The sequence below is a fragment of the Tardiphaga robiniae genome, from assembly GCF_001618955.1.
Taxonomy (GTDB): domain Bacteria; phylum Pseudomonadota; class Alphaproteobacteria; order Rhizobiales; family Xanthobacteraceae; genus Tardiphaga; species Tardiphaga robiniae_A.
In genome coordinates this window covers 245,155-268,496 of sequence record NZ_LVYV01000023.1, presented here as the reverse complement: position 1 = coordinate 268,496, position 23,342 = coordinate 245,155, and the positions used below count along the sequence as shown (strand labels likewise).

The window sequence follows — 23,342 nt, the reverse complement described above, 5'->3', positions numbered from 1 at the left end:
TGATGGTCCCTGCCGAGCGCGCGCTGCTTTTGTCACGAAATTGTCCGATATGCCGCGGCTGGCGCAGCATTGCCAATTTTGAGCGATTGCCCTTTCAACATTGAAATCGCGAGGCAGCAGATTGACGGTGTTCAGCCGCATTGCATTCATTGGCAATTCACTTCCACGCCGATGTGGGATCGCCACGTTCACTACCGATCTGCAGAGCGCAGTAGCAGCCGCCCGCGCAGACTCCAAAACCGTTATCGTGGCGATGACCGATCACGGTCATTTCTATGACTATCCAGCCACCGTTGGCATTCAGATCAATGACGGGCTGATCAACGACTACATACGTGCAGCGGAATTCCTGAACAGCGGCCATTTCGACGTGGTGTCGCTTCAACATGAATTCGGTATCTTCGGCGGCGAAGCAGGGAGCGATATCATCCAGCTTCTCTCGCTGCTCAAGATGCCGATCGTGACAACACTTCATACGGTTCTTGCAGAGCCCACCGCCGCACAAAAAGATGTCTTCACACGCGTTGTCGAGATGTCGTCGAAAGTGGTGGTGATGGCGGAGAAAGGTCGGGAACTGCTTCGGACCATCTATCAGGTCGCCGAAGAGAAGATCGAGATCATTCCACATGGAATTCCGGAATTCGCTTTTGTGGAGCCCGACGATGCAAAGGCGAGGCTCGGTTTTGCCGGCAGGTCTGTCATTCTGACGTTCGGCCTGCTTTCACCCAATAAGGGCATCGAATTCATGATCGATGCGATGCCGTCCATCCTGAGCACCTGTCCGGGTGCGGTCTATGTCGTATTGGGCGCAACCCATCCAAATCTGGTACATGACGAAGGTGAGACCTATCGCGAATCCCTCATTGCAAGGGCCCGCGAAGCTGGCGTCGCGGATCACGTTGTCTTCCTTGATCGTTTCGTCGACCAGGAGACCTTGCTCGATTTCATCTCAATGTGCGATGTCTATGTCACGCCTTATCTGAACGAATCTCAGATGACGTCAGGCACCCTTGCCTATAGTTTTGGCTTGGGAAAGGCCGTGGTATCGACTCCCTATTGGCATGCCCGCGAATTGCTTGCCGATGGCCGCGGCATCATCGTCCCGTTCGCGGATGCGAATGCGATCGGCACCGAGATCGAAAAGCTTCTGATCAATGCGCCACTGCGCCAGGCGATGCGCAAGCGCGCCTATGCCAGCAGCCGGTCCATGACCTGGGAACGGACGGCCGATCGGTACATGTCCGTTTTCGAGAACGCGGGTCGCCGCCACAGGCTCAAGACCATTGCAAAGTCGGATACGAGTACGCTCCTGCGAGATAGTCGCGCACCTCCCGAGATGCGCATTGGTCACTTCTTGTCGATGTGCGACGACACCGGGCTGTTGCAGCATGCGGTCCACTGTGTTCCGGATCGCTTGCATGGCTATTGCATCGACGACAATGCCCGCGCGCTACTGCTGGCATGCGCGTTGAACACTCCAGGGGAACTGCGTCTGTCGGAGGTCCTGACCTCCCGCTTTGCAGCTTTCGTCCAGCATGCGTGGAATCCCGAGACGCACCGGTTTCGAAATTTCATGGCTTTCGATCGCAGCTGGCTGGAAGAAAGCGGATCGGAAGACAGTCATGGGCGCACGCTTTGGGCGCTGGGCGTTTGCGCTCTTTCGGATGCGAACCCCTCTCGGCGGACCTGGGCCGCAGCACTCTTTGCCGAGGCCTTACCAAAGGTCGGCGACTTCCTCTCGCCCCGTGCCTGGGCGTTCGTATTGCTGGGACTCGATGCGTATTGCACGACCGTCACCGACAATAGCCGTGCCAATGCAATCCGGACGGTTCTGGCCGACAGGCTCGTCTCGCTTCTTGAGAAAGTCGAGACGAGCGATTGGGTGTGGTTCGAAGACGGACTTTCCTATGACAATGCCAGACTCTGCCAGGCTTTGATTCTCACCGGCACTGCGATGAAACGCCCGGACTATCTCAATGCCGGGCTGAGAAGCCTGCGCTGGCTGCTGACGCAGCAGACCTCGGCCAGCGGGCAGTTCAGGCCGGTGGGCACGGAGGGATTTCACGACATCCGACGCCAGCCGCGCAGCTTCGACCAACAGCCTGTCGAGGCTGCTGCCACCATCGCGGCCAGCCTTGCGGCGTGGCGCGCTGACCAAAATATCGAATGGAAGAGCGAAGCCGCCCGGGTCTTCGCGTGGTTCCTCGGCAGCAATGACCTTTCTATCCCGCTCGTCGATCTTGAGACAGGAAGCTGCCGTGACGGACTGCATCCGGACCGCGCGAATGAAAACCGCGGGGGCGAGTCGGTCGTATCCTACCTGCTCGGCCTATCCGAAATTCGGCACATGGCGCGTATCGCCGAAGATCAGTCGAAGTCCGCGACCCGCGTGGCCTGATAACGTTGAGCTCCCCCTTTCAGCAGACAATCGAGATTCCTTTTGCCCTCATCTCCCATACTGAATCGCCAGGCGCTCTATCTCCGGCCCGATGCGTCCCGAGTTATCGTACGACCGTTCAGACCTGCGACTGATCCACGCGATCTCAATCCGACCGAGAAAACGCGCGCCAATCATATTGTCGACCGGATCCTTGCGCTCCATCCTGAGCAGGCAGAACACCAGTTGGCCGACGTGCTCGAAAATTTTATGGGTCGCCACCGGAATTTGCTTCAGACGTTCGAGGCCCGCGCCGACGAAATGGAAGATGCGTTCCATGACCATAGCCAGTTCACGACGATTCAGCGTCAATTGATCGGCGCTTATTTCCTGAGCGAATACTCGTTTGAAGCGTCAGCACTCTTCAATCCGAGCATCGTGCCGCACCCCGATCAATCGGGAACGGCAGCCGGCGCCCTGCGCTTCATCCTCAGCCTGCGCGCCGTCGGAGAAGGCCACGTCTCATCCCTGACATTTCGCACAGGCCTTGTGGACAACGACGGGACCGTCAGCATCGATCCGACCGCACGCCTCGCATCAAATCCAACAGTGCAACGCCTCGGGTCCGGGCCTGGCGGCGAGGATGTCGCCGTCACGTTCCGCAGCAGCGAGGATATCAGCGAGCGGGTCATTTTTCCGATTACGGAGTCGCAATCGAACGGCATCGAGGATGCGCGCTTCGTGAAATTCGAGCATTCGGAGCGAACGGTCTATTACGCCACATACACAGCCTATAACGGCAGGGCGATCCGCTCCGAGATCATCGAAACATCCGACTTCGTCTCGTTTCGTCTTTCGGCCATGCGAGGTAACGCGTCACACAACAAGGGCATGGCACTTTTCCCCCGGAAGATCGACGGGCGGTTCGCGATGATCGCGCGGCAAGACAATGAAAACCTCTACCTGATCTATTCGGATGATCTTTATACATGGGATGGCGGCACGCCGATCCTGAAGCCTGCCGCCCCTTGGGAGTTCGTTCAAATTGGCAACTGCGGCTCACCTATCGAATTAGATGAGGGCTGGCTATTGCTGACACACGGTGTCGGCCCGGTCCGCAAATATTCGATAGGAGCAGCACTGCTCGACAAAAACGACCCGACGAAGGTGCTGGGGCGCCTGGACGAACCGCTACTTCGACCTGCGCCGTCCGAGCGCGAAGGATATGTGCCGAACGTCGTCTATACATGCGGCGCAATGCGGCATGGCGATCAAATTATCTTCCCATATGCGATTTCGGACAGTTACTCGAACATCGCGACGATCGATATAAGAAGCCTGCTCGCAGCGATGGACAAATAAGAGCTGACTTAGCTTTACCGTAGAGGCAATCGGACGCGGCTTCTCAGCATACCCAGCTCATCCGTGACCGGCACCTACCAGACGGCAGATAGAACTCTTGGGAGACGCATAATGACCGGCGAAAAATCAAGGGCGCTCGTTCTTGGAACGACAGTCTTTTGGAAGAACGATAAAGATGACTTTGGCACCGTCATCGCCAAGGACTGGAGCAGCGTCACGGTCAAATGGGATAGTCGCGCCAGCCAGACAATCATGCACAACGATATGGATAGCTGCACGGCCGCCTGAATTTACTTAGCCCCAACGAGCTTTCCTGACCATCATTCGCGAAAGCCGACGCGACACCAACCGGCCGCTGAAATCATCGCGAAACGCCCGCCGGGACAAGTCCGACGGGCTACCAGTTATGTGGTCATTTGGGCGACAGCCGGGCGCCACCAGACTTGCGGCGCCAGGCAAAAAAGGCCCGATCAGCCAACCCGCAGGTTTTCTGCCGACGTCTTGCCACGGTTGGCCACTTCCTCGAAGCTGACCTTGGCCCCTTCATTCAAAGTGCTCAGCCCCGCCTTCTCGACGGCCGAGATGTGAACAAAGACGTCTTTGCTGCCATCGTCCGGCTGGATAAAGCCGAAGCCCTTCGTCGCATTGAACCATTTTACTACGCCAGTGGTCACTTCAGTTCTCCCGGTTGTCTCTGAACGATAGCAACCCTGAATTCAGGGAGGAGTCAATCAAGCAAACTTCCATCTCCTGAATTGATGCGGCTGTCTGCTGCCTGGACGACGGGTGGCGGTCATCCGTCCGCACTGCCGTGATGCGACAGCGGCTTTAGGCAACATAATCTCCGGGAAACCCAACCGACGTGCTAATGTCACTGAAGCCCAGTGCGGGCGGAGGACGAAACCATGGCCAAAGGCGAACAACGGAACAATCGCGAAGTAAAGAAGCCCAAGAAGGACAAGGCCAAGACGATCGCAGCAGCCCCGACCATGAAGGGCCTGATGCACCCCGAGGCGGAAAAGCCCCGAAAGAAATAGTCGAACAGAGCGCATCGTCAGCATAGCTGCGGCATCTGAGGCCACTGGCGCCCGGCGCATGATCTATGCGTTCGACCGCGCTACTGCGCTCGCAGCGATCGAGAACCGTCAAATTCAATCAAATGTTCAATCCCCTTCCGGGGCGCTCCGACGCGCATCGGCGATCATGCCAGATGGAGCAATCATGACACATGAAGACCTGGAACTGATCCGTGAGATCGTCCTGCACGGCGGCGCAAAATATACGGCTGGCAATATCGATCGCAGCAAATACCAGCGCCTTGTCGATCTCGGGTGGCTATCACCCCTCGTCATGAACAAGACAGACATTGCCTATGAGACGACAAAAGCAGGCGAAGTGGCAGCGAGCTGACCCAGCACCCGGGGAGCGGCTCTAGCCCCGCGCGACGATTTTTCCGGTCGCGAACTGTTCCAAAGCGTAGAGCGCACTTTCCTCATACGTCGCACCCGGCAGCGGTTCTGCGACCACGATCAACTGGCCAATGGTCAATTGAACCATGCCATCCAGGATGTCGTAACTGGCTTCGTACGTCACGCCGGCCAATATCAGTTCGACATAGCCATGCCAGAAGCCCTTCAACTCCGACTCCCAACCAGATCGATAAACGTCTGAAGCTCTGCAGAAAAGCGCTCGGCCTGCCTGGCATCCAGCCATAGTTTTATCGTCGACGTCGCCGACAGGACAAAGGCAACCCCGAAACCGCCCGCATTTGGCACACACAGCGCCGACCAGCTGTCAGCTTCGCTCACGATCTTCCGTTCGTTGGGAGTTCCCGTTTCCAGGACGTGATTGATTTGGATCTTAAGCTCGATTGCATCGTCGAACGACAGGGAAATCTCCTCTCCGCTGAAGTTCAGAATTAGCCAGCAATCTTTTTGCTTGGATTTGACGTCGGAGGTGAAATTGAAGGCCATGGTGGAACCATGCGCCTATGCCCGTGACGGTCAATCAAATTCGTCGCGACACTATGCGACTTGATGCACAGCCCTTCCGTAATCGCCTAACTGCCTGCCAATCGGGAGCAAGTTTCATGTGGCAGCCAAGGTCTGCACGCTTTAACTGGACGTTGCGGCCTCGCGTTTGAGTCGCACTGAGACGCAGACAAAGGGGCGATCAAATGGGCGACGGGTGGCAACCAATCAGCACCGCACCGAAGGACGATGAAAGGATCATCGTTGCGGGTGGAACATGGATACGCGGAAACAAGGACAAACTGCCTCAGGCATTTCCGTGCCTTGTCATTTGGGACGAAACCGAGTGGCTCATCTGCGACAATGAAGGGCCGCGAGCGCTCATACGGGGTCCCAAAGTCTGGATGGCAATCCCGCCCGCTGACTTGCCTTCAGCATCGGAACTGCTGAAGACGATCTGACGCATTTCATTAACCATACGATGCTACCCGTCCTGTAGCGCGGGTCTTGTCGAGCGTACCGCGCCAACTCTGGAGTCGCAGATGCAGGTCATCGAAATCACGGACCTCGTCGAGGCCAGACGAGCTCGTCTGGCTCAATATCACGGGCTGCCGCGCGCACTTCAGCTGAACGGTCAGACAGTCACGGGATCGGTGAGATCTGTCGTGATGGATGCATCGGCAGCAAAGTGGACTGTAAAGCTCATTGCAACGCCACCTGTCGTCGACAGAAAATATCGTCTGCGCCGCTCGGCCTAGAGCCGGACGCAGACCCGCACGACGACATCCGACTTTCTTCAATCCCGCCATATCGCAGTCGCATGTACCGGTAGGCATCCCCTATTTTCCTGAAGCAGCCATCCAAGGCACAGGCAATCCGGTGGATTGACCTCAGCGATTCCGGCGACAAATCAGAACCTTCGAATTAGGTCGACTCCCGAACATAAAGGGAATCTACTGCACCGCATCATCGCCCGTCCTTAGGCATTCACCGGTGACAGAGAGTTCGGTCGCGCTCCCGCCCAATGTTTCGGGAGTACCATGTCCACCTGCGAATATACTTTGGAATCGCAAGCAACACAGGTCCGGACGGTGAAAGCTTCTCACCTTGAAGCTGAGCAAGCCGCGATGATCGCGCTTGCGGCAGCTGCTCAACTCCCTCACGGAGACGAACGAACGCTTGCCATGCGAAAAGCCGGACAACTGCAACTAATCGCAGATGCGAAGAAGCATCGGCTACAGACTCCGGAAGTGTGAAGACCTATCCAGTAATCCAGCTACTAACTCACGATCTGCGCTTTGGCAGCGACACAATTCGTGCTTCCAAAATAATATCTTCCATTCGTAATTTCCGACCGGAACGCCTAAGATTCAATCATCGCCGTGAGGACTTCGGCTTTTAGCGATGACCGAGAGCCCCGCTCCCGCCTCAACAAGGGGGCGATCATGTCAGAGTATCGGAAGATCGATTCCGGGATTGCCTTGTGCCCGCAATACTACTGCCGGTCTTTTTAGCTCTTCTTGTTATTGGTGCTGTCGTTATTCGCCGAGACTAGAGCGCTCCAGCCAGAACGCGCGACAATCTGCTTGACGCCAAGCCCTCAGCTTAACGGAAGAAAAGCTTACGCGATCTCAACTTGAGAGGGTTTCTCAATGTCGGAGCCGGAATTCAGTACCGTGGATTACTTTCAACGCAAGCCGCAGCACGCCAGATGTAACGAGCAGTCCGAATATGATGCAGCGGTCGAGGTTGCGACGAGGGCAATCAGAGAGACCTGGGATACGATGGGCGACATGCCATCACCGCTTTACGAAGATGAAGCGCGACAACTCGGTAGAGCAGCACTCGATGCTATTATCGCTTCGCAGCCAGTCACTCGGACGACCACATGACCGCCATCAGGCTGGCAGACACGCAGCATTTGACGACGGCATTTACATGAACACTACGCGTGCCGCCCGGTACAGACATTTGGCAGCCGCCCAAAGCAGTCCCGAGGTATACCGGCTGCTTATGCTTCTTGCCGACGAAGCCGAAAAAGGAATTCTCTGCATCTCAGCCTTCAAACACCGACGTCCACCCCACGTTGTCGCAAAATCAACGTAAAATGTGAGCGCGGCATGTCGTCATCGCTTCAGGCAAACATCACTTTTATTTCGCCCACCACTGAAAGGCATGAACCGTTGAATTGGCAATCTATAGACACCGCACCGAAAGACGGAACGCCAATATTCCTGGCTGGCGGATACGATGACAATTCGGATCATGCCATGGAATCGGAGGCGGAAAAGATGCGAACCGCCTGCCGCGCATGGTGGAACGATGGCGACTGGATCATTACCCTGGCTGAAGCAGGATGCGTCAACGTCACCCGGATTGCCCCCACGCACTGGGCGCCCATTGAAGAACCGCGCTAGCGCAGTAACACACTAGGATATGGGTCTCTGGCAAGAACGCGTTGCGGCACTTTTAACAATCAGTCAAACAGAGGCTCAGAGTAAAATCCGGCTGCCAGGACCTCGAAAAGCGCCGCGTTTCCATCGTAACGTGCCTTCCATCGCGTGCTGCTAAAGCCACTGTTGAACAGATCACCATTGTCCTGCACCTGCCATTCCCAGAAAAGCAGGGGATGTGGAGTGACGATGACTTCCAGGTTTGGTTGGCGATACATAGCCACCATGTCGAGCCTCACTTTCGAAACAGCATTTACAAAAGGTCGCTTCCTGCCTGTTTATCTAAAAGCGCCGCGCGCCGTTCTGCAGCGGTCGGCGCGCATGCTCTTGACAGATGACGGGCGGAGCGCCTCTCATTCTGCAGCGGTGATGACACTATCGAACCAGTCATCGGTGACATTCACCATGCGCTCCTGAGTCGTCGCGTCAATCCAATTTACAGCGGGCCTTTCAACCACCCCCTCGGCCATACATCGCCGTGCCCGGATTGACGTGGCTAGATTGTCCGCCATCCATCCTGCGAGGCTAAACACGATGCGCGTCGCGATGTTAGCACCCATATCCTGGCGAACTCCTCCCCGGCACTACGGCCCGTGGGAACTCGTGACGAGCTTGCTTACGGAGGCGCTGCTCGTGCGGGGCGTTGACGTCACACTGTTCGCCACGAAGGACAGTTTGACGTCGGGAAATCTCGCCGGTGTCGTCCCGGCGCCATACTCCGAGGACTCGTCGCTCGACGCCAAGGCGTGGGAACTCCTGCATGTTGCAAATGTCTTTGAGCGGGCCGGCGAATTCGACATCATCCACAATCAGGCAGATTTTGTACCGCTGGGCTTCTCTCGCCTTGTCGACACGCCAATCGTCACAACCATTCACGGCTTTTCATCGGCCCGTATTGTTCCGGTTTTCAAGGAATACGAGGATCGTGTCCATTACGTCGCAATCAGCGACGCCAATCGCCACCCCGACCTTCGCTATGCGGCGACGATATATCACGGCATTCCGATTGACGAATTTCCCTTCGATCCGCGTGGCAGCGATGACCTTCTATTCTTCGGTCGCATTCATCCCGATAAAGGGGCTGCGGAAGCGATAGCAACGGCCAAAGCGGCGGGCCGCCATCTCATCATGGCCGGTATTGTTCAAGATTCGGAGTACTATCGACGCCATGTGGCACCAGCACTAGGGCAGTCGACGACTTATCTCGGTCCGGTCGGAGGTTTGCAGCGGACACGCGTTCTGGGATCCGCACGGGCATTGCTTCACCTGATCAATTTCGACGAACCATTCGGACTATCAGTCGTTGAGGCGCTTGCCTGCGGAACACCCGTGATCGCGCGCAACCGCGGATCGATGCCTGAATTGATCACAGATGGCGTGACAGGTTTCCTGGTCAATAGCGCCCTCGAAGCCGTTCAAGCCGTTGAGCGTATTGGTGAACTGGATAGACGCGCCTGCCGGGCAGCCGTTTCCGAGCACTTTACCGTCGATAGAATGGCAGATCGCTACCTGGCTCTATACCAATCTATCCTAGGATAACCGAACCGCAGCGGGAGCGAGATCGTCTTCAGGCTGTTTGCCACCCTCATCCACATACATTGAACACATAGACGTCGTAATGTTCCTGGAGTTCGGGCTTTCGTCGAGCTTTATGGATCCAAACATGATTGCTATTTCGACACAGGTTCAGGCGCCTGATGACTTTCAGCGCGTGGCGTTCGACATAAGACACGGCAACCGCCGGATTGCGTGTACCCTGACGACCAAGTTTCCAACCAAAGATCAGGCCAAAAGGTACTTCCACGCCAACAGGCCACTGATCGAGAAAATGGCACGCGAGCAGATGGAACTGGTTGCAGCCAACGACGGTGAGATCAAGCTGGTGATGATTTAAGAGTCGCCTGCCATACTTGCCGTTTCTGCAATGCAAAGGCAAAATCTCGTCTTCGAATTGGCTCAAGCGATTACGCAAGGGATACCCACTATGGCGAAGTCGCTACTCTCCAGACACGACCTCGAACATGCGGCATTGCTGCAAATCCGCAGTTGCTACGGGTGCGAAGACGTCACGGCCGTGATCATTGACGAGATCGCAGACCCTCGCTTTGAGACGAACTGGGGCATTCTCTCACTTCACCGAGCGGCCGACGTGCAATTGAGGCTCACCGCAGAGCTCAATACAGTCCGCGCGATTGACGGCACGCAAGAAAGACTGCGCAAGCTCTACAACCTCAAGACCAACTGAGCTCGCCTAATCTGCTAGTGAAGCGTAACGCGAATACTCCGGTTCGACGTTTTTGATATCCGCTCTGCGCCACAAGCGGCCTGTCCAACTCAAAATAACTTAGTGCCTAAGCGTGACGTTAAGGTGCTCGCGGGCGCGCATTTGGGCTCAGCGGCGCCAATCAGATCCGCCCATGCAAAGACACTTAACCTCGAGATAGTCATCGATCCCGCCTAGCCATGCTGCGATCTCGCGAGAGATAAAGTCATCTCGCGCGTGTCAGGGTTCGAGCTTCGCTTCCTTCACGATGATCGACCAGCGGTCGACCTCCGAGTTGATGAGTTGCTGCAGGGCCGTGCGGCCTTGCGCAGATGGCGCCTGCGCCGCCAGTTCGGCGAAGCGCGCCTTGACGTCTTCATTTTCGAGCGACTTGGCGAGCGCCGCTTCCAATCTGGCGATCACTTCGGGCGGCGTGCCGGCAGGGGCCGCCAGCGCATTCCACACCTGCAGATCGAATTTCGGCAGATTGCTTTCGACGAAGGTCGGCACGTCGGGCGCCTGCACCAGTCGCTGCGGCCCGGTGACGCCGATGGCCCGCACCAGCCCGTTCTGATGCGCCGGAATCATAGTGACGGTTTGGTCGATCACCGCATCGATATTGCCAGCGATCAAATCCTGGATGGCAGGCCCCGAGCCCCGATAGGGCACCAGCATCGCGTTGGTCTGCGTCAGATAGAGCAACATCGCTGCGGCGAGCTGCGCGGTCGAACCCGCCCCGGATTGCCCGAAGGTGATGCGGTTGTTCGGCACCTTGAGGCGCTCGACCAATTGGCTCAGATTCTCGATGCCGCTCTTTTTGCTGACCGAAAGCATCATCGGGACATTCGCAAACACGCCGATGCCGGTCAGGTCCTTGCGCGGATCGAAGCCCAGATTCGGGTACAGTGGCACGATCGCCGCCATAGAGCCCATATTGCCGAAATTGAGCGTGTAGCCATCGGGTTTGGCCCGAACCACGCGCTGGGTGCCAATCGTGCCGCCGGCGCCGCCGACATTCTCGACGATCACTGTCTGTTTGAGTTCGGCGGCGAGCGCCTTGGCGAGAATGCGAGCCAGCACGTCCGTGGTGCCACCGGCCGCATAGGGCACGACCAGCGTGATCGGGCGGTCCGGATAGTTGTCCGCCCGCGCCGACGTGAGCGAAGCTGCGATCCAAAGCAGTGCAATAAACAGACAGCGCACGTGGAGCCCCCCTTGATATTTGCCGATGGGCGCTTGGCGCGCCTTTGTTGTCCTTCTGGCATACTCGCCGGGGCCCGTCCCATAGGCTGTTGCTCTGAGGGGTATAAGATCGGACACCGGCCGCATCGCCGCCGTCGGCAATGGCCAGCGAAGTGCGGTTCGGTGTAAGGAAACCAACTTGCCCGCATCTTCACTGGATCGATGCCTTGGAACTGAGACAGCTTCGCTATTTCGTCAACGTGGTCGACATGGGCAGCCTGTCGAAGGCTGCGGTGCTGCTCGCGGTGTCGCAGCCCTCGCTGAGCCAGCAGATCGCCGCGATGGAGCACGACCTGGGCGTGCCGCTTCTGCTGCGTAGCGCGACGGGCGTGAAGCCGACCGATGCGGGCGCCAAACTGTATCGTCATGCCCGCATCGTGTTGCGACAGATGCAAGAGCTCGCGGCCGACATTGCTGACGAGGGCAGCGGCGCCGTCGGACCCGTGGCCGTCGGCCTTCCCACCAGCATCGCTTCGGTGCTCGCCGTGCCGCTGGTGGAGCGCCTGCGGCACGACCATCCCGGCGTGAAGCTCCAGCTCTTCGAGAGTTTCAGCGGCTATCTCAACGAGTTGCTGGCCAATGGCCGCCTTGACATGGCCATTCTGTTTCGCGGCTCCGACGCACCGGGCATGACCGTCAGGCCGCTGTTTACCGAACAATTGTCCGTATTCGGCGCCCCCGGTATAGGCGATCCCGAAGCGACGACCTGCGATCTCGCATCCCTGGCCGATGTCCCGATGGTCCTTCCGGACAGAACCAACGGGCTGCGCCTTCTCGTCGAGCAAGCGTTCTCGGAAGCCGGCGTGCCACTGAATGTGATGTCCGACATCGACTCCCTGCCGGTTATGATGAAACTCGTGCGCAACGGCACCGCCGCGACGATCAACTCCTCCGGGGTCGCCCGGGTCGCGGAAACACCCATCCTGTCGAGACGGCTGGTGAACCCCGCAATCAATCGCACCGTGGGACTCTGCTTGCCCACCGGCATTCCGCAGACCGCGGCCGCACTGGCCGCGGAGGAGACCATCCGCACGCTGGCGCGCGAACATGCGGCGATCTGGGACAAGGCCACTGACTGACTCGCTATTGGTTCAGCCTATACCTGCGATGGCAAACCAGTATGCCCCTGTGTGCACCGACGCGGTTAAGAGTGCGCGGAGCAAAACTGTCGGGACAGCAGATGGACCAAGAAATGCGCGCCTTGCCCCTGTCGGGCGTCACCGTGGTATCGCTCGAACAGGCGATTGCTGCGCCCTTGGCCAGCCGACATCTGGCGGATTGGGGCGCCCGCGTTATCAAGATCGAGCGGCCGGGACGCGGCGATTTCTGCAGGGATTACGACTTCGTCCTGAACGGCATGTCGAGCCAGTTTGTCTGGACCAACCGGTCGAAGGAAAGCCTGGCGCTCGACATTAAGCAGCCGCAGGACCGCGACGCGCTGGAAAGCCTGCTCGCCGGCGCCGACGTCTTTCTGCAGAACCTGGCGCCGGGAGCGGCGCAGCGGCTCGGGCTGGATGCCAAGGCGCTGGTTGAGCGCTTTCCCCGCCTGATCGCCTGCGACATCTCCGGCTACGGATCGGGCGGGCCGTATAGTGACAAGAAGGCCTATGACCTGCTGGTGCAATGCGAGACCGGCCTGCTCTCGATCAACGGTTCGGAAGACCATCCCGCCAAGGGCGCCATCGCCATCGCGGATATCGCCACCGGCATGTATGTGCTGAACGGCGTTCTGATGGCGCTCTATGCGCGCGAACGCACCGGGCGCGGCACCGCCTTCGAGGTATCGCTGTTCGATGCGATGACCGAATGGATGAGCTATCCCTCGCTCTATACAGCGGGCGCCGGAAAGCCGCTGAAACGGACCGGCATGCGCCACGCCACGATCGCGCCCTACGGTCCATTTCGCGCCGGCGACGGCAAGACCGTGTTCTTCGGAATCCAGAATGAACGCGAATGGCTGTCGCTCTGTACGAATGTACTCGGCGATGCCGATCTCGCCAGCGATCCGCGATTCGTGACCAATCCGGATCGCATGACCAACCGCGATGAGCTCGAACGTCTGATCGAAAGCCGCATTGCCGGCACCACCAGCGACCAGTTGCTGGCCCAGTTAGAGGAGGCCTCGATCGCCAATGCGCGCCTCAACAGCGTCGAGGAATTTATCGATCACCCGCAACTGCATAGCCGTCATCGCGTCGTCAATGTCGGTACGCCGAATGGCGCTGTCACCAGCTATCTCCCGGCCATCACGATCCCCGGCCTGACGCCGCAGATGGGTCCGGTCCCCGCGGTCGGGCAGCACACCGACGCGATCCTCTCCGAACTCCGAGAACGAGCCCGCCCATGACCGCCCCTCGACTGACGCGTACCTATCTTGCCGTACCGGCGCATCGCGAACGCATGGTCGAGCGCGCCGCGGGATCTACGGCGGACGCCGTGTTTCTCGATCTCGAAGACGCTGTCCCCGTCGGCGAAAAGAACGCCGCCTTGCGGACGGCGATCGATGCCATCACGCGGCTGGACTGGGGGCAGAAGACCGTCACGGTTCGCATCAATGCGATCGACAGCCCGTCCATCGCGGAGGAAGTCGAAAAACTGTCCGGCCTCGCAAGACTGGACGCCGTCTTGCTACCGAAAGCGGAACGCGTGGTCGATGTGATCGGCATCGGCGAGCGGCTATCGCAGCATCGCGGCGGCCGGGACCATCCGCTGGAGCTCGACCTCCTGATCGAAACGGCGCTCGGCGTGGTCAATGTCGATGCCCTCGCCGCTGCGCATGCGACGGTCGCCGCGCTGCATTTCGGTGTCGGCGATTTCAGCGCCTCGATCGGCGCGCGCAGCGACGAGATCGGATTGTCCCCGCGCGACTACAGGCACGTCGCTTCCGCCGCGGAGGAGCACCGGGAAACAGCGCTCGACCTCTTCGCCTATCCGATGATGCGGATTCTGATCGCGGCGCGCGCCTTCCAGCTGAGGGCGATCGACGGGCCTTTTGGCGCATTCCGGGACAACCAAGGCACGCTCGGCTCTGCGGTCAAGGCGGCAAGCATGGGCTATGACGGCAAGCAGCTGATCCATCCCGACCAGATCGAGCCAACGCGGTCCTCATTCGTCCCGTCCGCCAGCGACATCGCCTCGGCGCAACGTGTCATCGAAGCGATGCGCGCCGCCGAACGGGACGGGCATGGCGCCGTGACACTGGACGGCCGGATGATCGATCTCGCCAATGTGAGAATGGCCGAGCGCATCCTTCGCTTCGCGTCATAATGTGTCGGCGATCAGCGGCTGGACACGGGCCAGAACATCGTCGGCAGTCAAAGCGTCGTCCCGCCGGGTGCCGCCATCGAGCCCGTCGAGCGTGACCGGATGCAACAGCAGCCAGCCGTACACCTGCTGCAGGCTTTCCGCGCTATCGACTCATTGCAAGGATCATGTGTACCACCCGTGTGTACCGAACGGGTAGCGCTAAGTCTTTGATCTTGCTGATTTGCCTTTAAAACAAGGGCTTAAAAGCTCAATGGTGCCCAGGGAGGGAATCACACGCAACCACCGACACAACGAACCGCTGTTTGTCCTCAGTATGATGGCGTGAGCGCTCGGCATTGGTGGCGTAGGTCCGCTGCTCCACTATCATAGGAGCACTGTTTTCCGATCGGAAGGCAGCCTGATTGGCGAGGCCAGGGTAAGAGCGGGGCACCTCGGTTTGGCACGATGCCAAAAATCGCTCTCCGCCACCGCCGTCCACCCTCCCCCGCATCCCGCCACCCCATGAAGAGACTTCCCGAGCTGCTCGCGATGGCTCCGAGTGCCCGATACTGACCCGCAGGTAGGTTCCATGCAGTTTCATCTCAACGGCTTTGAGCCCGGTGATCCGCATATCTCTGATCGGGCGCAGCGTCATGACGCTGCAGGAAGTTCTGGCACTGTTCCTGCCGAGGTCGACGTTTTGATCATTGGATGCGGTCCGGCCGGATTGACGCTGGCAGCCCAATTATCCAAATTCGCGGACATCAAGACCTGTATCGTCGAACAAAAGCCTGGACCCCTGCTGCGAGGCCAGGCAGATGGAATCGCTTGCCGCACGATGGAAATGTTCGAGGCATTTGAATTCAGCGAGCGCGTATTGAAGGAAGCCTGCTGGATCAACGAGACGATGTTCTGGAAGCCCGATGAGGCGCAGCCGGAGAATATAATCCGAAGCGGGCGCGTGCAAGATACCGAGGACGGTTTGTCGGAATTTCCGCATGTGGTGCTGAACCAGGCGCGCGTTCATGATTTCTACCTGGACGTTATGAGCAATTCCCCAACGGGATTGAGGCCGTTCTACAACCGGCGCCTGATCGATCTTGCGGTCGACGGTACGGCCTCCAAAGACACGACACCGCAGTATCCGGTGACAGCCCGCCTCGAGTGGCTAATGCCCAATCAGGAACGGAAGACCGAGACGATCAAGGCGCGTTATCTGGTCGGCTGCGACGGAGCGCGCAGCACCGTGCGTAGATCGATCGGACGCACTCTGCACGGCGACTCGGCAAATCACGCCTGGGGCGTCATGGATCTTCTGGCCGTCACCGACTTTCCGGACGTCCGCTTCAAATCGCTGATCCAGTCCGACCAACACGGCAGCATGCTGATCATCCCGAGAGAAGGCGGCTATCTGTTTCGCTTGTATATCGAGATGGACAAACTTCACCACGGCGAACGCGTGTCGGACCGCAAAATCACATCCGACGACCTCATCGCGGCGGCGCAGCGGATATTCAAGCCGTACACGTTGGACGTGAAGGAAGTCCCCTGGTGGTCGGTCTACGAAATCGGCCAACGCCTGTGCGACAAGTTCGACGATGTGCCTGATGGAGACAGCACGTGCCTGCCCCGCGTGTTCATCGCCGGCGACGCCTGTCACACCCACAGCCCAAAAGCGGGTCAAGGCATGAACGTCTCCATGCAGGATGGCTTCAATCTCGGCTGGAAGCTGGCTTCGGTGTTGCGCAAGCGATCCGCGCCCGCACTTCTGCACTCCTATTCCGCGGAGCGCCACGAAATCGCGAAGGAATTGATCGACTTCGATCGTGAATGGGCGCAGGTCATCAGTTCGGCTTCAAGAACAGATGCGAAACCATACCCCGAATCCAAGCAATTCGATCCCGCCGAGACGCAAAGATATTTCGTGCAGCACGGGCGTTACACCGCGGGAACCGCCGCACATTACCGCCCCTCGCTTCTCACCGCCGAACCCACTTATCAACACCTGGCCGCGGGACTGACGATCGGGATGCGCTTTCATTCCGCGCCGGTGATCCGTGTCGCGGACGCGAAGCCGATTCATCTTGGGCACACCATCAAAGCGGATGGGCGCTGGCGCATCTTTGCATTCGCCGGATTTGAGGATTCGGCGATGCCCGACTCAGCCATTTGCGCCCTTTGCGAGTTCCTCGCCAGTGCCGAGGCGTCTCCTCTGAGACGATACACGCCGACAGATGACGACATCGATTCCGTCATCGATGTGCGGGTCGTCTTCCAGCAACGCCACGGCAACCTCGCCATCGAGGCCATGCCGCACCTTCTGCTGCCAAGCAAAGGACGCTATCGATTGCGGGATTACGAGAAGATCTTCTGCGCAGACAGCAGCGATGATCGCGATATCTTCACGATGCGAGGCATTGACCGCGACCAGGGCTGCATGGTCGTTGTTCGTCCCGATCAATATATCGCCAACGTTCTTCCGTTGAACGGCCACGCTCAACTCGCTGCATACTTCGAGCGAATTTTGATAAGGCCGTGTTGAACAACAGGGCTTGAGACCCTACGGACTAGAAATTGCGGTCCCTGCCTGATCGACCGCCGTGACGGCATCGCGATGATAAACGACATCAAATCGCGTCCAACCAGAAGCGGCCCGGCATAAAGGGTACGGCGCCTCATCACGCGTGAAGGCACAGCAATTTCGATCGGTCAGCTCCATCAGGAGAAAATTTGGACCAACTCCAGCCAGTGGAGCTAGCTAGATCTAAACGCGCCTCAACGACCGCTTTGCGCGAGGAGCGGTCACTAAACTAATGGGCCCAATGATCGCTAATCCTCTATCGCTATTGCGCCAGCAAACCACTCTCATCCATCGCGATGCGCTTGCGGACGGCGCGGCGCAATCCGACTCGGTTCTCTGCGTCATTTCGAATTTGATCCGAAAGGCTTCAGGGTCACGCCAGCGTACTCCAGTCGCTCCCGAAGATGACGCGCGGTTGCAACAGCGTGAACGGAATCGCCATGGACGCAGATTGAGCGGATCGGCGTTGGCAGACGCTTCCCGCGTGCGGTAATGACCGTGCCCGTCTCAACCATCTCGAGCACCCGCGCGGCCGCTTGCTCGGCGTCCTCGATCATCGCGCCCGGCAGGCTGCGCGAGATCAACTGCCCCGTTTCGGTGTAGCCGCGGTCGGCGTAGATTTCCTGATAAACGTCAAGACCTGCAGCATCGCCCGCAGCGACCAGTTCGGTGAGCGCTACCGCCAGCAAAGCAAGGCCGGGGTCGACCGCGCGTACCGCTCGGACCACCGCATCAGCGATATCGCGCTCCTCGCAGGCAATATTGCCGAGAGCACCGTGGGTCTTCACGTAAGTGATGCGATGACCGGCATAGGCGGCGAGTGCCGCGGCGGCACCGATCTGGTAGGCGACAAGCCGCTCGATCTCGCCTGTCGAGAACGGCAGACGGCGGCGACCAAAGCCCCAGAGATCAGGAAATCCGGGATGGGCGCCGACAGCGACGCCGCGCTCGCGCGCGATGGCGAAGGTCCGCGCCATGATCTCGGGATCGCCGGCATGAAGGCCGCATGCCACATTGGCTGACGTGACGATCGAAAGCATGGCCTCGTCGTCGCCACAGCGATAAGTGCCAAAACCTTCGCCGAGATCGGAATTCAGATCGACGGATGGCATTGGTACCTCCCTATTTCATTAAGCGGGGCTCATGACGGCACGACATCAGCCAGACATTCTCGGGAATCCCGGTGGCATGCGAAAGACGACAGTTTCGAGGGAGCATGAAACCGAGGACAATCGACAAATAGGAGGCATCGACCAACGCCGATGCCTCCTCGTACTATATCATCAGACGTTCATCGGCCACACCGGCTCGGCCATCGCCACTGCCGTGGGAAAGATCGTGACGAACGTTCCACCGACATACTGAACCAGCACCGGATCGGCATCGGCGTTCTGCCCGTCAGCGCCGAACTTGACGCGTTTCCACGGCATGATGGTGCGCTCACCCGGGATATCTGTCGCCGCGAGCGCCTCCCGAATCTTCTCGCCGTCGGTCGATTTGGCACGGTTGATCGCGTCGGCGAGAACGAGCAGCCCCATCAGTTCACGCGAAGTACTATCGTTCAGGTCACGGTTGGAGCGCGCTTTGTACATATCATTGACTTTCAGGACACTCGGTCGCTTCTGTGCCATGTCCAGCGAGAAGCTCGCACGCGAGATGAGGCCGGCCACCTTGCTTCCCATCGCGTCGAGAAACGCCTTGTCAGAAAAGCCGCTCGCCTGGGCCACGATATTCTTGGGCTTGTAGCCAAGTTCGCCCATCGTCCTCATCAAGAGGATTGCATCGGTGGTGTAGCTCGAGGGCAGCAGCACATCCGGATCTGCAGATTTAAGCTGCTGCACTTCGGCGGTGAGCGATGGTGAATTAGCTTTGTACTTGAGGTCGACGACGAGCTTGTAGCCGCGCTCCGCGGCCAGCTTGCGCTGGGTATTTGACGAATCAGTACCGAAGATCGTGTCCTCGAAAAGCAGGCCGACGGTTTCGACCTTCTTGCCCTTCGCCTTCTGAGCATCGAGAAAATCGAACATCGCGGCCGAAAACATTTCATCCTGCGCAGCCGGGCGGAAGAAAAATTTGAGGCCGCGACGCGCCAGACTTGGCGATGAGGAGTCGGCGCACAGGAACGGCAAGCCATAGCGTTCGGCGATGGCGCTGACGGTGGAGGAAACCGACGACAGATAACACCCGATCAGAGCGCACACTTTATCCTGAGTAATCAGGCGTTCGGCCTCCGCCCGCCCCTTCTGGGGATCGGACTGATGGTCGGCGAAGATCAGCTTGATCTTGGCGTTATCCAGCCCGGCGAGACCGGCATTCTTTGCCATCGGCAAATCGAGATCGTAGGAATTGTTGACGATATCTGCCGCCGTTTCCATCGCGTGGCGCGCATCAATACCGATCTGCGCGTTCGCGCCGGACATCGGGAATAAGACCCCGATGACAATCTCCGGACTCGTTTGAGCAAGGACAGGTCGGGCCAGACCCGACATGGCAGCGAAGGACAGAACGGACCCACCACTCTTAAGCAACTGCCTGCGATTCAATTGACTGCTCCTCTGTGTGATGTTTGCGATGGTGTCGTCACGCATCATGTTCTTGCCGCGCGTGTATTCTGGTCAGGCGGCAAGGTCAGCGCTGAATCCCGAACGCCGATCGGCGGCCAGTTCGCGCAACACCTTGGCAACCGCCGTGATGTTCGCAATCTCAAGATCCCGCAGCGGCGGACGAACCGAGCCACCATCGAAACCACGCAGGTTCATGGCAGCCTTGGTCGTCTGTGGTTGCCCGAATTCTCGTGCCAGAGCCCGGAAGGGATACCAAAGCCGATGCAGATCGCGTGCCACCGCTGCATCGCCGGCTTCGAGCGTTCGATAGGCGGCCAGAATGAGCTCCGGCAGCGCGCAGCTGTTGGTCGAGCTGATACCGTCGAAGCCGCACATCATCGGACCAAGGAAAGCGAGATCAGAAGCGCAGAACAAACGGATACGGCCGCCGATCCGATTGGCAATCTGATCGATCGCTGTAGGAGACAGATCCCCCTGCTTCACGCCGACGACGCCGGGAATCTCGGCGAGTTGCTCCAGCGTCGATGGCGACAGGGTAATACCGATGCCGGGTGCGTTGTAGACCAGCACGCCGGTTCGCGAGAGCGGGACCATGTCGCGGAAGAACGCCACGATCTGCGCATCCGTGACCTCCGAAACGAAGGGTGGCGTCACCATCGGCAGGCCGCCAAGGTCGCCGGCAAGCGCCGTCAGTTCACGGACGACACGGACATCGGAGCCGGCGCTGCACAGCATGACCGGAACCCGGTCGCCGACGATGTCCATCACCCGCCGGAACAGATCGGCCCGCTCCTCGGCGGACATGGCCGGAAACTCGCCATAGGTGCCGCCGATCAGAATGCCGTCGAAGCCGAGGCTGATGACCCGCTCGATATTCCGCGCCAAGCCCACATAGTCGAACGCACCATCAGCCTTGAATGGCGTGACGGTGATGTTGAACAGTCCGCGCAACCGCGCATGACACTCAGTGATATCTTTCATAATTCCTGTCCTTCCGAATGTTGAATTGTTGTGGTGTCAGCCGGGGATGCGCAGGATCGGACGATCGATCACGCTGAGCGCACGGCAGCCGGTTTCGGTGACCACCACCGTCTCGCTGACGCCGACTGTGAACTGACCGAAGACGCGCAGCGCTACCGGGATGTGGAACGCCATTCCCGGCCGCAACTCGGTGGTAACGCCCGTATAGAGGCTGAGGATGCCGCCCTCGCCCCAATCGGGCGCGAAAGCGATGCCAATGCTGTAGCCCGCGCGCTTCTTGAAGTTCTCGGTATAGCCGGCCCGGTCGATCACTTGCTGGCAGGCGATATGCGGCGCCTCGCATGGCGCACCGGGACGGATCGCCGCGAGCGCCGCCTGAAGCCCCTCCTGACAGGTCTTCTCCATATCGACCGCCACTTGCGGCATCGCGCCGACCCAGGCGCAGCGCATCAAGGCGGCGTGATAGCGATCGTGGCTGCTGGCCATTTCGAGGAAGACAGGCTCGTTCATCCCCAGTCTGCCGCGGCGCCAGGTGCCGTGCGGCACCCCGGAGCGCCGGCCAGCGGAGACCAGTGGCTCCATGCCGACATATTCGGACCCCGCTGAGATCGCCGCCCCCACCATGGCCGAGACAAAATCATTCTCGCTCGCGCCCGCTTTCACCGCAGCAAGCCCGGCACGCATGCCGGCTTCGACATAAGAGGCAGCAGTCGCGATTTTCTCGATCTCGGCCACCGACTTCACGATCCGGAGCTGTTCAATGATCCCGGCGCCGTCGTGGAATGCACCGAGCCTGTCCTGCAGCGCTTCATAGGTGGCGATCGGAAGGAACCAGCCGCGCTTGTCGATGGCAAGGCGCTTCGACGCCCAGCCGCGCGCCTTGATGACGTTCACCAGGAAGTTCACCGGCTGATCGCCGTCCTGATAGATTTCCGCGTTCGCGATGAAGGTGTTTGCGGTGAAGTTGAAATATTCGAGCTGCCGGACGACGAATGCGGGTTCGCCCTCCACCGGCAACACCAACGCCTGGAAAGTGTAGTAGCCCGGCGTCTGCTGCCCGGTGAGATAGAAGATATTCTCGGGCCCCGTCACGACTATGACGTCGATGCCGGCCGCAGCCAGAAGTTTGCGCGCGCGCGCAATCCGCTGGTCGTATTCCGCTTTCGGGAAAGCTGATTCCGAGCCCTGCCGAATGCCGTTGTTATCCATAATTGCGATCTCCGATGAGGTGGGTGGCTGCAGTATCGAAGGTGACACCGAGGCCAAATGCATGGTCCGCGTACACGGTTCCTGCCGTGTACGAGACGCCCGAGACGGGATCATTGATGAGTCCGTCGGCGCCATAGAGCTCAGCAAAAGTAGGCAACGTCGCGCAGGCCACGTGAAGTGCTGCAGCGGTCGCCGCACCGCCTTCGTTCATCTGGCCAATCATGAAAGGAATGCCCGCATCTGACAGCCGCCGCGCCGCAGCCACGGTCGGCGCAATGCCACCGAGCTTTACCAGTTTGAGGTGCGCAAAAACCCGACCGCCATAAGTGCAGATCCGCGCGATATCATCCGGCGTGGCGACGCTTTCGTCGAGCATCACCGGCAACGGACTTCGATCGGCAAGCAAATCGACGACCGCCCAGTCTCCGGGTGGAACGGGCTGCTCGACATAAGCGAGATCGTAAACGGCCAGCGCGTCGAGTTTCTCGAGCGCTTCCGTCGCCGACCAACGCCCGTTGGCGTCCGCGGCAATCTTGACCCGCGCGCCGAAACGCTCACGCAGCATCGCGATCCGGCGCAGATCTTCGGCGAAATCGGCGGCGGCGACCCGAACCTTGAGATCCGTGAAGCCGCGATCGACATAGGATTGTGCCTGCGCAAGGAATTCGTCGAACGGCGACCAGAACAATGTCTGGTTGGTCTCGTGGACCACCTTCTGCGAGGAGGCGCCGAGCCAGGCGGCCACAGTCAGGTGTTCGCGACGTGCAACAAGGTCATGCAGCGCACAGTCGATCAGCGCGCGCACCGGAGTGATCAGGGGCTTCCCCCAATCCGCCATGGTGGCAATCAAGTCGGCCGGATCCTGCGTCCAGTCCACGGCGCCGATGGCTGCAGCGGCACATTCCACCACGGTGCCTTCGGTGAAACCGTTGAGGTAGGCGATGTTGACCCGGATCTCGCCGACACCGATCGTCTCGCCATCGTCGAGCCGCAGATAAATTTCTTTCAGATACGGAATGCTGCCGGACGACGCCGTGTGTAGCACGAGGCCACCGCTATAATGCAGATCAGTCGAGTGCAGCGAGACACGCACC

25 protein-coding genes are annotated in these 23,342 nt (G+C 59.1%); 14 read left to right on the top strand and 11 right to left on the bottom strand.

Going from position 1 to position 23,342, the window contains the following annotated elements; translation table 11 throughout:
- The first annotated feature begins 121 nt into the window (after window positions 1–121).
- The 3 genes from A4A58_RS18835 (at window position 122) to A4A58_RS30825 (ending at window position 4,027) form a co-directional block, all read left to right on the top strand.
- A complete protein-coding gene (locus A4A58_RS18835) occupies window positions 122–2,398 on the top strand; it encodes a glycosyltransferase family 4 protein (protein WP_068734866.1) in 2,277 nt (758 codons plus the stop codon).
- A 42-nt stretch (window positions 2,399–2,440) separates the two neighbouring features.
- Window positions 2,441–3,739, top strand: coding sequence for a glycoside hydrolase family 130 protein (locus A4A58_RS18830; protein ID WP_068734864.1), 1,299 nt, complete (start codon window positions 2,441–2,443; stop codon window positions 3,737–3,739).
- Window positions 3,740–3,850: 111 nt separating this feature from the next.
- Window positions 3,851–4,027: a hypothetical protein gene (locus A4A58_RS30825; protein WP_158005705.1), complete on the top strand. Its 177-nt coding sequence runs from the start codon at window positions 3,851–3,853 to the stop codon at window positions 4,025–4,027.
- A 182-nt stretch (window positions 4,028–4,209) separates the two neighbouring features.
- Here A4A58_RS30825 and A4A58_RS18820 read toward each other — a convergent pair whose 3' ends face one another.
- Complete coding sequence (locus A4A58_RS18820) at window positions 4,210–4,413, bottom strand: cold-shock protein (protein WP_068734860.1); 204 nt, start codon at window positions 4,411–4,413, stop codon at window positions 4,210–4,212.
- 231 nt (window positions 4,414–4,644) lie between these two features.
- On the opposite strand from A4A58_RS18820, the gene A4A58_RS31675 reads away from it, so the two are divergent.
- Together A4A58_RS31675 and A4A58_RS18815 are read left to right on the top strand one after the other, a co-directional pair.
- Complete coding sequence (locus tag A4A58_RS31675) at window positions 4,645–4,776, top strand: hypothetical protein (RefSeq protein ID WP_256461247.1); 132 nt, start codon at window positions 4,645–4,647, stop codon at window positions 4,774–4,776.
- 58 nt (window positions 4,777–4,834) lie between these two features.
- Complete coding sequence (locus A4A58_RS18815) at window positions 4,835–5,149, top strand: hypothetical protein (RefSeq protein ID WP_068734858.1); 315 nt, start codon at window positions 4,835–4,837, stop codon at window positions 5,147–5,149.
- 21 nt (window positions 5,150–5,170) lie between these two features.
- Here the strand turns inward: A4A58_RS18815 and A4A58_RS18810 are convergent, their stop codons facing one another.
- Window positions 5,171–5,377 carry a hypothetical protein gene (locus A4A58_RS18810; protein ID WP_068734856.1) on the bottom strand — a complete coding sequence of 69 codons (207 nt, stop codon included), beginning with the start codon at window positions 5,375–5,377 and terminating at the stop codon, window positions 5,171–5,173.
- A complete protein-coding gene (locus tag A4A58_RS18805; protein WP_068734854.1) occupies window positions 5,374–5,712 on the bottom strand; it encodes a hypothetical protein in 339 nt (112 codons plus the stop codon). The genes A4A58_RS18810 and A4A58_RS18805 overlap by 4 nt, the downstream gene beginning before the upstream one ends.
- Before the next feature lie 539 nt (window positions 5,713–6,251).
- Here A4A58_RS18805 and A4A58_RS30385 point away from each other — a divergent pair.
- Both A4A58_RS30385 and A4A58_RS30380 read left to right on the top strand, forming a co-directional pair.
- Window positions 6,252–6,467, top strand: a complete 216-nt coding sequence (locus A4A58_RS30385) for a hypothetical protein (RefSeq protein ID WP_139069883.1) — start codon at window positions 6,252–6,254, stop codon at window positions 6,465–6,467.
- A gap of 1,362 nt (window positions 6,468–7,829) precedes the next feature.
- The gene (locus A4A58_RS30380; protein ID WP_139069882.1) at window positions 7,830–8,126 is read left to right on the top strand and encodes a hypothetical protein; all 297 of its coding nucleotides are present in this window, start codon (window positions 7,830–7,832) and stop codon (window positions 8,124–8,126) included.
- A gap of 59 nt (window positions 8,127–8,185) precedes the next feature.
- Here the strand turns inward: A4A58_RS30380 and A4A58_RS18790 are convergent, their stop codons facing one another.
- Window positions 8,186–8,389 (bottom strand): hypothetical protein, encoded by a 204-nt coding sequence (locus A4A58_RS18790; RefSeq protein WP_068734848.1) that lies wholly within the window; start codon window positions 8,387–8,389, stop codon window positions 8,186–8,188.
- Between the two features lie 307 nt (window positions 8,390–8,696).
- Between A4A58_RS18790 and A4A58_RS18785 the strand changes: the two genes are divergently transcribed.
- The 3 genes from A4A58_RS18785 to A4A58_RS18775 all read left to right on the top strand — a co-directional run bounded on the left by A4A58_RS18785 (window position 8,697) and on the right by A4A58_RS18775 (window position 10,407).
- Window positions 8,697–9,701 (top strand): glycosyltransferase family 4 protein, encoded by a 1,005-nt coding sequence (locus A4A58_RS18785; RefSeq protein WP_068734846.1) that lies wholly within the window; start codon window positions 8,697–8,699, stop codon window positions 9,699–9,701.
- A 79-nt stretch (window positions 9,702–9,780) separates the two neighbouring features.
- Window positions 9,781–10,056 carry a hypothetical protein gene (locus tag A4A58_RS18780; protein WP_068734844.1) on the top strand — a complete coding sequence of 92 codons (276 nt, stop codon included), beginning with the start codon at window positions 9,781–9,783 and terminating at the stop codon, window positions 10,054–10,056.
- 90 nt (window positions 10,057–10,146) lie between these two features.
- On the top strand, window positions 10,147–10,407 hold the full coding sequence (locus A4A58_RS18775; protein WP_089266051.1) for a hypothetical protein: 261 nt from the start codon (window positions 10,147–10,149) through the stop codon (window positions 10,405–10,407).
- A gap of 258 nt (window positions 10,408–10,665) precedes the next feature.
- Here A4A58_RS18775 and A4A58_RS18770 read toward each other — a convergent pair whose 3' ends face one another.
- A complete protein-coding gene (locus tag A4A58_RS18770) occupies window positions 10,666–11,628 on the bottom strand; it encodes a Bug family tripartite tricarboxylate transporter substrate binding protein (RefSeq protein WP_068734841.1) in 963 nt (320 codons plus the stop codon).
- A gap of 140 nt (window positions 11,629–11,768) precedes the next feature.
- Between A4A58_RS18770 and A4A58_RS18765 the strand changes: the two genes are divergently transcribed.
- The 3 genes from A4A58_RS18765 (at window position 11,769) to A4A58_RS18755 (ending at window position 14,934) form a co-directional block, all read left to right on the top strand.
- Window positions 11,769–12,746, top strand: a complete 978-nt coding sequence (locus tag A4A58_RS18765; RefSeq protein WP_086937084.1) for a LysR substrate-binding domain-containing protein — start codon at window positions 11,769–11,771, stop codon at window positions 12,744–12,746.
- A gap of 113 nt (window positions 12,747–12,859) precedes the next feature.
- Entirely contained in the window at window positions 12,860–14,014 is a 1,155-nt protein-coding gene (locus tag A4A58_RS18760; protein ID WP_086937083.1) for a CaiB/BaiF CoA transferase family protein, read from the top strand.
- A complete protein-coding gene (locus tag A4A58_RS18755) occupies window positions 14,011–14,934 on the top strand; it encodes an HpcH/HpaI aldolase/citrate lyase family protein (RefSeq protein WP_068734834.1) in 924 nt (307 codons plus the stop codon). The genes A4A58_RS18760 and A4A58_RS18755 overlap by 4 nt, the downstream gene beginning before the upstream one ends.
- Here A4A58_RS18755 and A4A58_RS31670 read toward each other — a convergent pair.
- Complete coding sequence (locus A4A58_RS31670) at window positions 14,929–15,057, bottom strand: hypothetical protein (RefSeq protein ID WP_283804899.1); 129 nt, start codon at window positions 15,055–15,057, stop codon at window positions 14,929–14,931. The two genes, A4A58_RS18755 and A4A58_RS31670, sit on opposite strands and share 6 nt — an antisense overlap.
- Before the next feature lie 445 nt (window positions 15,058–15,502).
- Between A4A58_RS31670 and A4A58_RS18750 the strand changes: the two genes are divergently transcribed.
- Window positions 15,503–17,455 (top strand): FAD-binding monooxygenase, encoded by a 1,953-nt coding sequence (locus tag A4A58_RS18750; protein ID WP_068734832.1) that lies wholly within the window; start codon window positions 15,503–15,505, stop codon window positions 17,453–17,455.
- 380 nt (window positions 17,456–17,835) lie between these two features.
- Here A4A58_RS18750 and A4A58_RS18745 read toward each other — a convergent pair whose 3' ends face one another.
- The 5 genes from A4A58_RS18745 to A4A58_RS18725 all read right to left on the bottom strand — a co-directional run bounded on the left by A4A58_RS18745 (window position 17,836) and on the right by A4A58_RS18725 (window position 23,341).
- The gene (locus A4A58_RS18745; RefSeq protein WP_068734830.1) at window positions 17,836–18,606 is read right to left on the bottom strand and encodes a LamB/YcsF family protein; all 771 of its coding nucleotides are present in this window, start codon (window positions 18,604–18,606) and stop codon (window positions 17,836–17,838) included.
- Window positions 18,607–18,777: 171 nt separating this feature from the next.
- Window positions 18,778–20,082 carry an ABC transporter substrate-binding protein gene (locus A4A58_RS18740; RefSeq protein ID WP_433993637.1) on the bottom strand — a complete coding sequence of 435 codons (1,305 nt, stop codon included), beginning with the start codon at window positions 20,080–20,082 and terminating at the stop codon, window positions 18,778–18,780.
- 27 nt (window positions 20,083–20,109) lie between these two features.
- On the bottom strand, window positions 20,110–21,039 hold the full coding sequence (locus A4A58_RS18735; protein WP_068734826.1) for a dihydrodipicolinate synthase family protein: 930 nt from the start codon (window positions 21,037–21,039) through the stop codon (window positions 20,110–20,112).
- 36 nt (window positions 21,040–21,075) lie between these two features.
- Window positions 21,076–22,248 carry a M24 family metallopeptidase gene (locus A4A58_RS18730; RefSeq protein WP_068734824.1) on the bottom strand — a complete coding sequence of 391 codons (1,173 nt, stop codon included), beginning with the start codon at window positions 22,246–22,248 and terminating at the stop codon, window positions 21,076–21,078.
- The gene (locus A4A58_RS18725; protein WP_068734822.1) at window positions 22,241–23,341 is read right to left on the bottom strand and encodes a mandelate racemase/muconate lactonizing enzyme family protein; all 1,101 of its coding nucleotides are present in this window, start codon (window positions 23,339–23,341) and stop codon (window positions 22,241–22,243) included. The genes A4A58_RS18730 and A4A58_RS18725 overlap by 8 nt, the downstream gene beginning before the upstream one ends.
- Window position 23,342 lies beyond the last annotated feature (1 nt).

Bases quoted from the DNA above. Each gene is read 5' to 3' on its own strand.
- A4A58_RS30825 (WP_158005705.1), top strand. From the start codon at position 3,851: ATGACCGGCGAAAAATCAAGGGCGCTCGTTCTTGGAACGACAGTCTTT.
- A4A58_RS31675 (WP_256461247.1), top strand. From the start codon at position 4,645: ATGGCCAAAGGCGAACAACGGAACAATCGCGAAGTAAAGAAGCCCAAG.
- A4A58_RS18815 (WP_068734858.1), top strand. From the start codon at position 4,835: ATGATCTATGCGTTCGACCGCGCTACTGCGCTCGCAGCGATCGAGAAC.
- A4A58_RS18805 (WP_068734854.1), bottom strand. From the start codon at position 5,712: ATGGCCTTCAATTTCACCTCCGACGTCAAATCCAAGCAAAAAGATTGC.
- A4A58_RS30385 (WP_139069883.1), top strand. From the start codon at position 6,252: ATGCAGGTCATCGAAATCACGGACCTCGTCGAGGCCAGACGAGCTCGT.
- A4A58_RS30380 (WP_139069882.1), top strand. From the start codon at position 7,830: ATGTCGTCATCGCTTCAGGCAAACATCACTTTTATTTCGCCCACCACT.
- A4A58_RS18790 (WP_068734848.1), bottom strand. From the start codon at position 8,389: ATGGTGGCTATGTATCGCCAACCAAACCTGGAAGTCATCGTCACTCCA.
- A4A58_RS18785 (WP_068734846.1), top strand. From the start codon at position 8,697: ATGCGCGTCGCGATGTTAGCACCCATATCCTGGCGAACTCCTCCCCGG.
- A4A58_RS18780 (WP_068734844.1), top strand. From the start codon at position 9,781: ATGTTCCTGGAGTTCGGGCTTTCGTCGAGCTTTATGGATCCAAACATG.
- A4A58_RS18775 (WP_089266051.1), top strand. From the start codon at position 10,147: ATGGCGAAGTCGCTACTCTCCAGACACGACCTCGAACATGCGGCATTG.
- A4A58_RS18765 (WP_086937084.1), top strand. From the start codon at position 11,769: ATGGCCAGCGAAGTGCGGTTCGGTGTAAGGAAACCAACTTGCCCGCAT.
- A4A58_RS18760 (WP_086937083.1), top strand. From the start codon at position 12,860: ATGCGCGCCTTGCCCCTGTCGGGCGTCACCGTGGTATCGCTCGAACAG.
- A4A58_RS18755 (WP_068734834.1), top strand. From the start codon at position 14,011: ATGACCGCCCCTCGACTGACGCGTACCTATCTTGCCGTACCGGCGCAT.
- A4A58_RS18750 (WP_068734832.1), top strand. From the start codon at position 15,503: ATGCAGTTTCATCTCAACGGCTTTGAGCCCGGTGATCCGCATATCTCT.
- A4A58_RS18745 (WP_068734830.1), bottom strand. From the start codon at position 18,606: ATGCCATCCGTCGATCTGAATTCCGATCTCGGCGAAGGTTTTGGCACT.
- A4A58_RS18740 (WP_433993637.1), bottom strand. From the start codon at position 20,082: ATGCGTGACGACACCATCGCAAACATCACACAGAGGAGCAGTCAATTG.
- A4A58_RS18735 (WP_068734826.1), bottom strand. From the start codon at position 21,039: ATGAAAGATATCACTGAGTGTCATGCGCGGTTGCGCGGACTGTTCAAC.
- A4A58_RS18730 (WP_068734824.1), bottom strand. From the start codon at position 22,248: ATGGATAACAACGGCATTCGGCAGGGCTCGGAATCAGCTTTCCCGAAA.